The organism is Niallia nealsonii, assembly GCF_002835805.1.
In the GTDB taxonomy this organism is placed as follows: Bacteria; Bacillota; Bacilli; order Bacillales; family Cytobacillaceae; genus Niallia; species Niallia nealsonii.
Window position 1 is genome coordinate 1 of sequence record NZ_PISE01000010.1, and the last position, 13358, is coordinate 13358.

11 protein-coding genes are annotated in these 13358 nt (G+C 34.5%); 8 read left to right on the plus strand and 3 right to left on the minus strand.

The genetic code is table 11. The features are described 5' to 3' along the window. The first annotated feature begins 208 nt into the window (after nucleotides 1-208). From CWS01_RS04390 to rhaS, 4 genes are all read left to right on the plus strand, one after another. Complete coding sequence (locus CWS01_RS04390) at nucleotides 209-1720, plus strand: sugar ABC transporter ATP-binding protein (protein ID WP_101175835.1); 1512 nt, start codon at nucleotides 209-211, stop codon at nucleotides 1718-1720. A gap of 24 nt (nucleotides 1721-1744) precedes the next feature. Further along, nucleotides 1745-2782 (plus strand): ABC transporter permease, encoded by a 1038-nt coding sequence (locus CWS01_RS04395; RefSeq protein ID WP_101175836.1) that lies wholly within the window; start codon nucleotides 1745-1747, stop codon nucleotides 2780-2782. A 3-nt stretch (nucleotides 2783-2785) separates the two neighbouring features. Next, entirely contained in the window at nucleotides 2786-3814 is a 1029-nt protein-coding gene (locus tag CWS01_RS04400; RefSeq protein WP_101175837.1) for an ABC transporter permease, read from the plus strand. Between the two features lie 69 nt (nucleotides 3815-3883). Further along, complete coding sequence (gene rhaS, locus CWS01_RS04405) at nucleotides 3884-4930, plus strand: rhamnose ABC transporter substrate-binding protein (protein WP_101175838.1); 1047 nt, start codon at nucleotides 3884-3886, stop codon at nucleotides 4928-4930. A 289-nt stretch (nucleotides 4931-5219) separates the two neighbouring features. On the opposite strand, the gene rpe is transcribed toward rhaS, so the two are convergent. From rpe to pepT, 3 genes are all read right to left on the minus strand, one after another. After that, nucleotides 5220-5864, minus strand: coding sequence for a ribulose-phosphate 3-epimerase (gene rpe, locus CWS01_RS04410; protein WP_101175916.1), 645 nt, complete (start codon nucleotides 5862-5864; stop codon nucleotides 5220-5222). A 190-nt stretch (nucleotides 5865-6054) separates the two neighbouring features. Further along, nucleotides 6055-6474 (minus strand): hypothetical protein, encoded by a 420-nt coding sequence (locus CWS01_RS04415; RefSeq protein ID WP_101175839.1) that lies wholly within the window; start codon nucleotides 6472-6474, stop codon nucleotides 6055-6057. Nucleotides 6475-6691: 217 nt separating this feature from the next. Then, on the minus strand, nucleotides 6692-7930 hold the full coding sequence (pepT, locus tag CWS01_RS04420) for a peptidase T (RefSeq protein ID WP_101175840.1): 1239 nt from the start codon (nucleotides 7928-7930) through the stop codon (nucleotides 6692-6694). Nucleotides 7931-8508: 578 nt separating this feature from the next. On the opposite strand from pepT, the gene CWS01_RS04425 reads away from it, so the two are divergent. From CWS01_RS04425 to rhaA, 4 genes are all read left to right on the plus strand, one after another. Continuing rightward, the gene (locus tag CWS01_RS04425) at nucleotides 8509-9111 is read left to right on the plus strand and encodes a thioredoxin fold domain-containing protein (RefSeq protein ID WP_101175841.1); all 603 of its coding nucleotides are present in this window, start codon (nucleotides 8509-8511) and stop codon (nucleotides 9109-9111) included. A gap of 208 nt (nucleotides 9112-9319) precedes the next feature. Next, nucleotides 9320-10288 carry an AraC family transcriptional regulator gene (locus CWS01_RS04430; RefSeq protein ID WP_101175842.1) on the plus strand — a complete coding sequence of 323 codons (969 nt, stop codon included), beginning with the start codon at nucleotides 9320-9322 and terminating at the stop codon, nucleotides 10286-10288. A gap of 178 nt (nucleotides 10289-10466) precedes the next feature. After that, entirely contained in the window at nucleotides 10467-11888 is a 1422-nt protein-coding gene (gene rhaB / locus CWS01_RS04435) for a rhamnulokinase (RefSeq protein WP_101175843.1), read from the plus strand. Between the two features lie 16 nt (nucleotides 11889-11904). Beyond that, nucleotides 11905-13197, plus strand: coding sequence for an L-rhamnose isomerase (rhaA, locus tag CWS01_RS04440; protein WP_101175844.1), 1293 nt, complete (start codon nucleotides 11905-11907; stop codon nucleotides 13195-13197). The last annotated feature ends 161 nt before the right edge of the window (nucleotides 13198-13358 follow it).

Consider the following 13358-nt stretch of genomic DNA (forward strand, 5'->3'; position numbering starts at 1 on the left):
CTGCTTATAAGGGAGATAGATTTTTTTATGAAGAGAGTTCGATAAACGATTATGTTGTTTTGAGCATTACGAGAACCGAGAATTGACCCACTATAACCGAAAAACCTCACCTTTTCGATTGTTCAGCTATCTATTATTATTTATGTAAGCGAATACAATTATAGGAATCTGAATGATTGTGCAGTGCTTTTTAGAGGAGGAGAAGCTATTGTCCGAATACGTTTTAGAACTTAGAGGCATTACAAAAATATTCCCTGGGGTTAAGGCGCTTGATCAAGTTCATTTTAAATTAAAAGCTGGTGAAATTCATGCATTAATGGGAGAAAATGGTGCTGGGAAATCAACATTTATCAAAGTAATTACAGGGGTTCATTCACCAAATGAAGGAGAAATGTTTTTAAACGGCGAGAAAGTTGAATTTAAGAATCCGAATGAAGCGAAAGCAAAAGGAATTGCTGCAATTTATCAGCATGTTACGAATTATCCGGATTTAAGTGTAACAGAAAATATTTTTATGGGCCATGAGAAAGTAACGGTTAAATCAAAGCGACTCCGTTGGAAAGAGATGCATAATGAGGCAGAACAAATTTTAAAAAGTTTAGGTTCGACAATTGATCCTAAACAAGAGATGGGATCATTAAGTGTGGCACAGCAGCAAATTGTAGAAATTGCAAAGGCTATTTCTACAAATGCGAAAATTATCATTATGGATGAGCCAACTGCAGCATTAACGGCAAGAGAAAGTGAAGAATTATATAGAATAGCTGAAACTTTAAGGGATAACGGCGCATCTATTATTTTTATTTCGCATCGCTTTGAAGATATGTATCGATTAGCAAGTCAAGTTACTGTATTCCGTGATTCTAAGTATATAGGATCATGGGCGGTCAAAGATATTTCTAACGAAGACTTAATAGTTGCAATGGTTGGCAGAAAAATAACACAAGTCTTTCCTGAGAAGAGGGGCTGCATTGGCGAGGAAATACTTCGTGTAGAGAATTTATCGAAAACCGGCTACTTTGCAGATATATCGTTTTCCCTCAGAAAAGGAGAAGTACTTGGTCTTACAGGACTTGTTGGTTCAGGGCGCAGCGAAGTTTGTCAAACAATCTTTGGAATTGACCCATATGACAACGGAGCCGTTTATTTTAAAGAGAAAAAAATAAGATTAAAGCGTCCGTTAGATGCAATGAATATCGGGATAGGCTATTTGCCAGAGGACCGTCAACTTCAAGGGCTGGTGCTTGATTGGGGAATCGGCAAAAACATCACATTGCCAAGTATAAAAAAAATTGCTGAAAAAGGTTGGCTTCGTGAAAAGAAGGAAGCAGCTATTGCAAAAGATTTAGCTGAAAAGGTGAATGTAAAAGCAATAAGCATTTTTGATCTGGCTAGTTCCTTATCAGGAGGGAATCAGCAAAAAGTTGCTGTTGCAAAGCTATTAGCATCTGATTTAGATGTTATTATCCTTGACGAACCGACAAAAGGAGTAGATGTAGGAGCAAAATCAGCTATTTATTCCATTATTAATGATTTAGCAGAACAGGGATATGGAATTATTATGATATCTTCAGAAATGCCTGAAATTCTTGGTTTAAGTGATCGCATTGTCGTCATGAAGGAAGGAAGGGTCACTAAAACATTAACAAGAGAAAACGCCACACAAGAAGCAATTTTAGAAGCAGCCATGATGGACAATAACAAACAGAAAACAGTTTAAAAGGAAAAGAAAGAGGTGAGTAAGATGCCAGAAAACACGTTAGAACGATCTATTCAGACAAAACAAGAAAAGGAGAAAGCTCCCTTTTTAGCAGTCATATCTAAATTTAGAGAATTAGGACTCTTACTGTTTATTGTCATTTTGGCAATTGTTGTTCAATTAAGAAATCCAAGTTTTTTAACCGCTGAAAATATAACAGATATGATTACAAATACAGCAATACTCAGTATTTTAGCACTGGGAATGATGATTGTTTTAATTACGAGAGGAATCGATTTATCGGTAGGAGCTATTATTGCCCTCTCAGGCATGGTATCTGCTCAAGTTGTTAGTACGAATCCAAATTTGCATCCACTAGTAAGTCTTTTGCTAGGTATTGCGATTGGTATTTTATGCGGGCTGATAACAGGTTTTCTTGTTTCGAAAATTGGTATACTTCCAATCATAGCTTCCTTAGCGATGATGAATATATTCCGAGGCGTAACATATATGGTCAGTGATGGGAAATGGATTAGTTCCTATCAGATGCCAGACAGTTTTGTTGGGATCGCTACAGGAAAAATCTTAGGAATCAATACACTAATTTTTATTGCAATTATCATTTATCTTATTTTCTATTATTTTATCAATCACACAAGAACAGGCCGGCAAATTTATGCGGTGGGAAGTAATCCAGATTCTGCAAAAGTAAGTGGCATCAACGAAACAAAGATATTGATGCTAGTGTATACAATTATGGGCGGGCTTGCTGGACTTTCAGGTGTTCTATGGGTTTCTAAGTTTGCGTCTGCCCAAGGCGACACTGCGAGCGGTTATGAATTGACAGTAATTGCAGCATGTATTCTCGGTGGAGTCAGCATTGCAGGAGGCTCTGGGAAAATCGCTGGAGTAATATTAGGGGCTGTATTAATTGGGCTATTAAATAATGCCTTGCCATTATTAAACGTATCACCGTTTTGGCAAAGCGGAATCCAAGGAGCAATTATTTTAATTGCAGTTATTACAAATACCCTCGTAAAAAGAGGTGTGAACCGTAATAATCTTTTAAGGAGGAAAATTTAAAGCATGGAACATAAACCAGTTGTAAAGGAAGAATATATAAAACGTCAGCTAGTCAGCAGCAAACCCTTTTCTATCAAAAGTTTTTTTCTTCAATGGGAATGGATGCTAGTAATAATTTTAGCTATTGTACTATTGGTTAATGCTAGTCTCTCTCCATACTTTTTAAGTGGTTCGAGCTTAAGAGATGGAACGATGGTTTTTTTAGATAAGGCCTATATTGTTTTTCCAATGGCACTTATCATGATTTTACGGGATATCGATATTTCGGTCGGATCAACAGTTGCTTTATCGTCAGTTGTAATGGCAACGCTTTATAATAGTTTAGGCATTCCAATGGAAATGGCAATTGTAATTTGCTTGTTGGTTGGTTGTTTATGCGGCTTTTTAAATGGTCTGCTGATTGTAAAATTTAAAGAACTCTCCGCCGTTATTATCACACTTGGAACAATGATTTTATATAGAGGAATTGCTTATATTATTTTGGAAGACCAGGCTTCAGGAAATTTTCCAGAATGGTTTAAACTGCTTGGATGGGGTTATATAAATGGAATTCCTATTATTCTTATTGGTTTTATAATAGTTGCCATAGTATTTACTTTATTGCTGCATAGAACAACATTTGGAAGACAAGTGTATGCAATTGGGAATAATCCAACTGCAAGTAAATTTTCTGGTGTGCAAATCGATAAAATTAAGATTATTGTTTTTACATTAACTGGTTTAATGGCAGCGATTACAGCATTGTTTTTAGCTTCACGTATGGGAAGTACAAGACCTAATATTGCAACAGGCTATGAATTGGATGTTATTGCAATGGCGGCTCTTGGGGGCATTAGTACAGCTGGAGGAAAAGGAAGAATGCTTGGAACAATTATAGCTGTTTTTATTGTAGGATATTTGCAGTATGGTCTAGGACTGATCAATATTTCGTCTCAAACATTATTAATTATTATCGGCTTATTGTTAATATTTGCGGTGGCTGTTCCCAAAGTCAAGGTAGCTAATTTATTAAAAAGAAAAGGAAGCAGTTAATTTCATTTGTTTTGCACGACAATTTATTGTCTGTAAATATATTACGATCATTAGAGGGGAGAAGAGAAGATGAAAAGATTTCTAGGGGGATTTATAGCAATTATGATGATTGTGTATCTTGCTGCATGCAGTGCTTCGACAAGTCCAAGTGGCGGCAGTGAAAAGAAAGAAGGAGGAAAATCAGGTGCAAAAAAACATGCAATGATCTTTAAAAATACGGGAAATCCGTATGGAGAAAAAATGATGGAAGGATTTGAGAAAGCAATCACAGAAAAAGGCGGCGAAGTGATCCTTCGTTCTCCAGATCAGCCAACTGCCGAAGGACAAATTCAAATTATTGAACAGCTGATTACCCAAAATGTTGATTCTATTACCATAGCAGGAAATGACTTTGATGCACTTGAACCTGTATTATCCAAGGCTATGGATAAAGGAATTGAAGTTGTGTCTGTAGATTCAGCCGTTAATGCAAAAAGCAGAATGGTTCATGTCAATCAAGCAAACCCTGAAAGAATTGGTGCGGGCCAGATTGAAGCTGTTGCAGATATGATCGGTGGAAAAGGAGAAATTGCGATTTTAAGTGCAACATCACAAGCTGCTAACCAAAACTTATGGATTGAATATATGAAAAAAGAATTAGAAAAGCCAGAATATAAGGACATAAAACTAGTAAAAGTAGCTTATGGCGATGACCTTCGTGATAAAAGTGTATCTGAAACAGAAGCTTTATTAAAATCTTATCCAAATTTAAAAGCGATCATTGCCCCGACAACTGTTGGAATTGCTGCTGCGGGCAAAGTTTTAACAGATAAAGGTTTAGTAGGCAAAGTAAAATTAACAGGACTTGGTCTTCCAAGTGAAATGGCAAGCTATATCAAAAATGGAGTATCTCCATATATGTTCTTATGGAATCCAATTGATGTTGGCTATGCTGCAGGATATACAGCAGATGCGTTGGTAGAAGGCACCATCACTGGAAAAGTAGGAGATAAATTCGAAGCAGGCGATATGGGTCAACAAGAGATCGTAGAAGATGGGGAAGGAACACAAGTAATGTTAGGAGATCCATTTAAATTTGATGCAGATAATATTGATGAGTGGAAGGACGTTTATTAATAGCAGATTATTAAATCATCAGTCCCATGCAATAACTCAAACACATAAACAAATAAGAAAAAGCCAGCAATGATTTGCAGGCTTTTTCTATATGGTGAAAAAAGCGTTTAAAACGTGTATATCGGCAATTTTATAGAGTGAAACTTCAATCAGGCTTTTACTCAGCAAGTTTTTGTTCACCTAGATTTCTCATTTTCTTTTCTATTCCCTTAGGTGGGGAAAAAGCCTGTTAATGCGTAATAAAGAAAAGAGTTAATGAACAAATGTTTTGTTCATTAACTTATAAATATTAGCCTCGTATTGCTTTAATTGCTTGCGCACGATCAGAGCTTCCATAAATAAACGATCCAGCTACTAATACATTAGCTCCTGCTTCTATACATATTTTAGCTGTTTCTTCATTTATTCCGCCATCTACTTCAATTTCTAGTTCTGGATTCCATTCATTTGCCATTTCTCGAACTTCTGTAATTTTTGGAACCACGCTTGAAATAAAGGCTTGCCCGCCAAAACCAGGGTTTACGGTCATTAACAAAACCATATCGATGTCTTGTATAATATGTTTAATTGTATCCACAGGGGTACTTGGGTTAAGAACAACACCTGCTTTAATTCCTTGTTCCTTTATTAGCTGAATAGTACGGTGAAGATGCCGGCATGCTTCTACATGAACGGTAATAATATCTGCACCAGCTTTTGCGAATTCAGGAATATATTGATCGGGATTTTCAATCATTAAATGGACATCGAGGGGCAATTTAGTAATTGGACGGATTGCATCTACAACTAAAGGGCCAATTGTAATATTTGGCACAAAATGACCATCCATTACATCTACATGGATATAATCAGCGCCGCCAAGTTCTACATCTTTTATATCTTCTCCAAGTGCTGCAAAATTTGCTGAGAGAATAGATGGAGCAATTTTAATCATCATAAGAAACCTCCAAGTTTATGTATGTTTGTTGCTGCTTTTGAAAAAGGAACTATAAGTACATATCTAAAATTATAGCAGATAGAAAATAAGACACCAAGAAAATATATAGATAAGCATTCTGTTTTAGAAGAAGAGAAAATACAGTAAAAAAACCCCATCTTAATAAAGTAAGATAGGGCAATCACAATTAGGATAATAGATTTACAATCTCTTTTTGAACAGCTGATGAACTTGATTGGAAACTAGTGGAGATGCATGCGATAAGCAGTTCTTTGTTTTTGTACTGTTCTGGTTTGTTTTTATTATAATAAAAACGGATAGCTTCTTCTTCTTTAAAAAACTCTTTTCCTAATTTTAATAAAGTAGTAACAGGCAAAACAGAAAAATCTATCGGGCTAGCCTCTTCGTTAGCAGCCACTTCTGTATCTGCTTCTTGATGGAAATCTTTTACTACTTTATTTAGCAAAGTTTCTTGTTCCAACACTTGCTTAAATAGTTTTTTGCGGACTCTTTTCTTTTTGGAATGAAGTCCAAATACATCTAAAATATAATGATGAAGTTCTCTATTTTGGATAACGTCTTCTTGTTTTTTATAAATGGTATTCATTATATAACTCCTTTTCTCGATAAACTGCCAATCCATTTTTTCCGAGCTGGATTTTACGCACGGAAACTATTATATACTAAACTAGGGAAAGTACAAAATCTATCTTTCATAATAGTAGAATAATGAATAAGTAGAGCCTGCCATAAGTTAAGTAGAAAGTGAACAAAAATTTAAAGTATTTAATGCATTAAAATATTTTATATTAGGCTGTTAGTTGCTATTTGGCGCCTTTTTTTTCAAATAATTGCACAATGGCAACCAATACATCTACTGCTTTTTGCATATTATTAACGGAAATATATTCGTATTTGCTATGGAAGTTTTCGCCGCCTGTAAAGATATTGGGTGTAGGCAGTCCCATATATGATAATTGAGATCCATCTGTACCTCCGCGAATTGGCTGAACAATTGGTTTTATCCCTAGATTTTCCATTGCTTGGTAGGCCACGTCGACTATTTCTTTGACAGGTTCAATTTTCTCTCGCATATTATAGTATTGATCGTTTAATTCTAAATGAACGGTATTTTCGCCATATTTATCATTCAGTTTTTCAATAATTACAGTCAGAGTCTTTTTGCGATTTTCAAATCCTTCGCGATCAAAATCACGGATAATATAATGCAATTTGCTCTGTTCCACATCCCCGTTAAAGGATAATAGATGGTAGAAACCTTCATAGCCTTCTGTATGTTCAGGTGCTTCCTTTTCTGGTAGCTGGCTTTCAATTTCCATCGCAATTTTCATGCTATTGACCATTTTTCCTTTCGCCGTTCCAGGATGGACGTTTGTGCCTTTAACCGTGATTTTAGCAGCTGCTGCATGAAAGCTTTCATATTGAAGTTCGCCAAGAGGACCTCCGTCCACTGTATAGGCAAAATCTGCGCCAAATGCCTTTACATCAAATTTATGTGGCCCTCTGCCTATTTCTTCATCTGGTGTAAAAGCAACACGTATTTTTCCATGCTTTATTTCTGGATGCTGAATAAGATAGATAAGCGCTGTTATAATTTCGACGATGCCCGCTTTATTATCCGCTCCAAGCAATGTTGTTCCATCTGTTGTCAGCAATGTATGTCCAATATAGTTTTTCAGCTCTGGAAATTCTGTTGGGGAAAGTACAATATGTAAGTCTCTATTTAATATAATGTCTTTCCCGTCATAGTTTTCAACCAATTGAGGGCGGACATTTGTGCCAGTAAAATCAGTAGCTGTATCTAAATGTGCTAAAAAGCCGATAGTAGGCAGCTCTTTGTCAGTATTTGCCGGCAGTGTAGCCATTACATAGCCGAATTCATCGATTGTAACATCTGCCATGCCAATTTCCTTCAGTCCTTCTACTAATAAATTTCCAAGTGTAAGCTGACCAGGAGTGGAAGGACAGGAATCACTGTTTTCGTTTGATTGCGTATCAACAACTGCATAAGAAATAAAGCGGTCAATAATGCTGTTTCTCAAAAAACTCATCTCCTTGTATTTATTTATCACGCATTAAGGGGCTTTTGACCCCCACCTAAGGGATTATAAGAGAAAACGAGAAATCTAGGTGGGCAGAAATTTGCCCGTAAAAGCCTGATTGGTTCAACTAACAATCAGTGGGGGGATGAAAAAAACCCCCACTGATTGAAGTTTCACTTTATCTCTATTTGATGGGCAGTAAAATCTTCGCCTAAAAGATTAGGAGAGGACATGAGAAATCTAGGTTGGTAGAAATTTTCCCCAAAAAGCTCCATATAAAAGAACACAAACTTATAGCATCTACGTGGCCTGCATCCTTTTGGCCTCCTCTAACAATCAGGGGGCAAATATGGAACAGACCATCAATTGAAGTTTCACTTTATTTGATTTTAACATGGGCAATATGAATATTGGAATTTTTAGTAGAGTAAAATCTTTCTTCATATTTCTGCATTTTCTGCCTTGTTTTTAAGTGAAATGTCACTATTTCCCGAGAAATGTCCATACAATGCACAAAAAATTCCAAACTCTTTTTCGATAAAATAATATTATATCAAATAATGACAAGGAGAGTGTGCATGAAGAAGCCAATAATAATGATCAGTATATTACTTGCAATTATTTTTATTTGTTTTTTAGGAATATGGCTGTTAACTTCTCAAAAAACCAATTCAATTGATGATATAGAGAAAATTGAGGCTAAAAACATTTTTTCTCAAAAAGGAGAAGAGGAATATATTGTTTATTTTTGGCAGTCGACTTGCTCCTATTGCAAGCAAATAGAAGAAGAGGTTCTATCTTTTGATAAGACGGGAAATATTCCGATTTTTATTGTTGATATGCGAGAATCCACCAATGCAAAAAGTTGGTATGACTGGGAAGGACATCACAAAAAATATGATAAGGTGATTGGGAAAGTAGAAAATGGCAAAGAGGTGCTAAATAAAGGTATGAATATAAAAGAGTATACTAATCATAAAGAAATAGCCTGGGGTATAGAAACTACCGAAGCAAATCAAATTATTGCCAAACATAATACAGCATATGGAAACGAAGCACCTGCAAGTGTAGAGGAAATAGAGATTACAGGTACGCCTACTATGATAAAAATAAAGGACGGAAAAGTGACGAAATATGCTGTTGGAGTAAATGAAACATTAAGTTTGATGACAGGAAAATAAAAAAGACCGAAAAGTAAAAAAGGCCTTTAACATAGTCTAATTGTTAAAAACTATATTATACTAATAAAGACTTAGAATACAGATATTAGCTGTTATGTTTGAAACCTTCCTTTTTATCTAAGGGAGAAAATATTTTCTATTTAAGAGAGTTAATCTGAATAGAGGGCAATCAATAAATCTCTAAAATATTGAGATTGGAGAAAGTTTAATGAATAGTTTACTCTTGCAGCAGTTAATGGAGTTAACAGAGGAAGAAAAGGCAATAGTAGAACAAAACAAGGAAGTAAGAAAAGACATCTATACAAGCCAAACAAATTTTGTCATTGAAAGTGAGAAATTTCTAAATAAAAATAAAATGATAACTGCCCGCAAACATACAAGATTTATTGATTTTCCAAAACATAAACATAATTATATTGAAATTAATTATGTTTTAAATGGAGAATTGAAGCAAAGAGTTGGAAATGAAAACATGACGTTAAAAAAAGGGGAGCTATTATTTTTAAATCAGCATATTGAACATGAAATTTCAGCATGCGGAGAAAATGATATTATTATCAACTTTATTATTCAGCCCCACTTTTTCGACTATATTTTTCATTATTTAAATGGAGAAAATATTATTACAGATTTCCTTATTAGTAGTTTATATAATAACACTCAAAATGGACATTATCTTTATTTTACCGTATCAGATGTAGAGGAGATACAGAATATTATCAGCAAGATATTAGTAGAAGAGCTTAATCCTTCTGCGTTTACTGAATCGACCATTAAATTATATATGGGGCTATTAATTATTGAACTAGTGAAAAATACGGATAAGATTAAGCGTAACGAAGATTCACTTTTGCAACATTTTATTATAGTAGAATCATTAAAGTATATTGATGAGAATTATCAATTTGGAACCCTTAATGAATTGGGGGCAATGCTGAAACAGACAAGCTCTTCCTTAAGCAAACAGATAAAAAAAGCAACAGGATATACGTATAAAGAATTGCAGCAAGAAAAAAGACTGGCAAAAGCAAAAGAGCTTTTGCAAACAACTGACTTGCCGATTCGGACTATTGTAGAAGAAGTTGGCTATGATAATATTAGTTATTTTTATCGTCTATTTAAAGAAAAGTATATAGTAACTCCTAAGCAATACCGTTGTGAAGAAGCAACAAAATAAAGGTTGAAATACACCTCTGATTGTTAGATGCCATTAACAATCAGAGGTGTATTTTTTTAGGTTGTCAGGAAAATAAGGACAATAAAAAAGATAAATAACGTTATTTTTTTATACGTTTACATCATTTAATATAAAAATAAGGAAACGTTTTCATTAATACCCCAAGGAGAGGTGGAAAATGAAGAAATATACACTGGCTGTGGATATTGGCGCATCGAGTGGCAGGCTTATTTTAGGTTTTTTAGAAAATAATGCTTTGCAATTAGAAGAAATTCACCGATTCAGCAACAATATTGTAAAAAAAGATCAGCATTTTTGTTGGGATATCGACAAATTATTTTCAGAAATAAAAAAAGGCATAAAAAAATGCAATGATTTAGGAATTAAGCCAGCAAGCATTGGCATTGATACATGGGCAGTTGATTTCGTTTTATTAGATGAACACGGAGAATTGGTGACAGATGCAGTTGCATATCGTGATGATAGAACCAATGGCGTGATGGAAGAAGTTTTCCAAAAAATCAGCAAAGAAAGATTATATTTAGAAACAGGAATCCAATTTCAAAAGTTTAATACAATCTATCAGCTTTATGCTATTAAAAAGAATAATCCAGAAGTTTTGGATAAAGCAAAAACATTTTTAATGATTCCTGATTATTTTAATTACTTATTAACTGGCAAAGCAGCAAATGAATATACAAATGCTTCCTCTACACAATTATTAAATGCATTTACAAAAAAGTGGGATAAAGAGTTATTAGAGACATTAGGTATAAATGCAAGCATATTCCAAGAGATTAAATTGCCCAATACCGTATTAGGCAATTTAAAGGAAGAGCTAGTAGATGAATTTGGATTTGATATGAAAGTAGTCATGCCGGCAACTCATGATACAGGATCTGCTGTTATAGCTGTTCCAGAATTAAACGATACTATTTATATAAGCTCAGGAACATGGTCGTTGATTGGGGTGGAGAATAGATTCCCAATCTGCATTACAAAAGCATTGGATTATAACTTTACAAATGAAGGCGGAATAGATTATCGTTTTCGCTTCTTAAAAAATATTATGGGTCTTTGGATGATTCAAGAAGTAAAACGCAATTATGATAATCGATATTCATTTGCAGAGTTCGTTGATTTAGCAAAAGAAGCGAATGATTTCCAAGCAATCGTTGATGTGAATGATGATCGTTTTTTAAAACCAGACAATATGATAGAAGAAATTCAAAAATACTGTGCAGAAACAAATCAAAATATGCCAACTACTCCTGGTGAAGTGGCAAAATGTGTCTATGATAGTTTAGTTGCGAGCTATAAAGGAGCCATCGATGAAATTGAGGAAATCTTCGAGAAGCCTTTTCCTAGCATCAATATAATTGGCGGCGGCTGCCAAAATGAAATGCTGAATCAATTGATTGCCGATGCTACAAAAAAATCTGTATATGCTGGTCCGATAGAAGCTACTGCTATTGGCAATATCGTCTCTCAATTAATGGCGTTAGAAGAAGTGAAGGATATATCTGAAGCAAGACGCATTATTAAAAGTTCATTTGAAGTAAAGCAATTTGATGCAAGAGAAAATGAAGCAGTTAAATAAAAGGAGCGTGTTTGACATGGGTGTAAAAGAAAATTATGAATTAGCAAAAAAACAGTATGAACAATGGGGCGTTAATGTAGAAGAAGCATTAGAAAAATTGAAGAATGTTCCAATTTCCATTCATTGCTGGCAAGGTGATGATATTGGGGGATTTGAAGTAAATAAAAGTGAACTATCTGGAGGAATTGATGTAACAGGAGACTATCCTGGCAAAGCAACAAATCCAGAAGAGCTAAGAAGCGATTTAGAAAAAGCTTTATCATTAATTCCTGGCAAGCATCGTATTAATTTACATGCTATTTATGCAGAAACTAACGGAGAAGTAGTAGAAAGAGATGAATTAGAACCAAAGCATTTTGAGAACTGGGTAAATTGGGCAAAAGAAAATGGTTTAGGTTTAGACTTTAACCCTACATTATTTTCCCATGAAAAAGCAGCAGACGGGTTAACGCTAACGCATCCTAATGAAGAAATTCGTGATTTTTGGATTCAGCACTGTATTGCCAGCAGAAAAATCGCTGAATATTTTGGGAAAGAATTAGGAACGCCCGCTTTAACAAATATCTGGATTCCAGATGGTTATAAAGATATTCCAAGTGATCGTTTAACGCCAAGAAAACGCCTAAAAGAATCATTAGATAAAATCTATGCTGTTGAAACAGATGAACAATACAATTTAGATGCGGTTGAAAGTAAAGTATTTGGAATCGGCTCAGAATCTTATGTTGTAGGTTCACATGAATTTTATTTAGGCTATGCTTTAAAAAATAATAAATTATGTTTAATGGATACAGGACATTATCATCCTACAGAAACAGTTTCCAATAAAATTTCTTCTATGCTATTATTCTCTGATAAATTAGCATTGCATGTTTCTAGACCTGTTCGTTGGGATAGTGACCATGTTGTTATTTTAGATGATGAATTAAAAGAAATTGGTATAGAAATTGTCCGTAATGATGCATTAGATAAAGTAATTATTGGATTAGACTTTTTTGATGCAAGCATTAACCGTGTTGCTGCATGGACAATTGGAACAAGAAATATGATTAAATCATTGTTGAATGCATTATTAATTCCACATGATAAATTAAAACAACTGCAAGAAGAAGGAAACTTCACTGATAGATTAGCATTAATGGAAGAATTTAAAACATATCCATTTGGAGCAATCTGGGACTACTATTGCGAACAAATGAATGTTCCTGTTCGTGAGTCATGGTTGAGTGACGTGAAGAAATATGAAGAGGACATACTTTCAAAAAGAGCAAATAAAGCCGAGGGAAGCTTGCCTGTAAATATGGGATAAAGTATAGTAAAAAAGGTGAAAGCCCAAAAAGTGGGTCTTTCACTTTTTTTTACATATTCATTAAAATTAGCTATTCTAAACGAATAGAAGTTAATCAAAAAAACAAACAAAGCTTTTATAGGGAACAGAATAAAATTATGATATAGTACAAATAAGAATAG

Coding starts and splice junctions, on each gene's coding strand:
- CWS01_RS04395 (WP_101175836.1), top strand. CDS start 1,745: ATGCCAGAAAACACGTTAGAACGATCTATTCAGACAAAACAAGAAAAG.
- CWS01_RS04400 (WP_101175837.1), top strand. CDS start 2,786: ATGGAACATAAACCAGTTGTAAAGGAAGAATATATAAAACGTCAGCTA.
- rhaS (WP_101175838.1), top strand. CDS start 3,884: ATGAAAAGATTTCTAGGGGGATTTATAGCAATTATGATGATTGTGTAT.
- rpe (WP_101175916.1), bottom strand. CDS start 5,864: ATGATTAAAATTGCTCCATCTATTCTCTCAGCAAATTTTGCAGCACTT.
- CWS01_RS04415 (WP_101175839.1), bottom strand. CDS start 6,474: ATGAATACCATTTATAAAAAACAAGAAGACGTTATCCAAAATAGAGAA.
- CWS01_RS04425 (WP_101175841.1), top strand. CDS start 8,509: ATGAAGAAGCCAATAATAATGATCAGTATATTACTTGCAATTATTTTT.
- CWS01_RS04430 (WP_101175842.1), top strand. CDS start 9,320: ATGAATAGTTTACTCTTGCAGCAGTTAATGGAGTTAACAGAGGAAGAA.
- rhaB (WP_101175843.1), top strand. CDS start 10,467: ATGAAGAAATATACACTGGCTGTGGATATTGGCGCATCGAGTGGCAGG.
- rhaA (WP_101175844.1), top strand. CDS start 11,905: ATGGGTGTAAAAGAAAATTATGAATTAGCAAAAAAACAGTATGAACAA.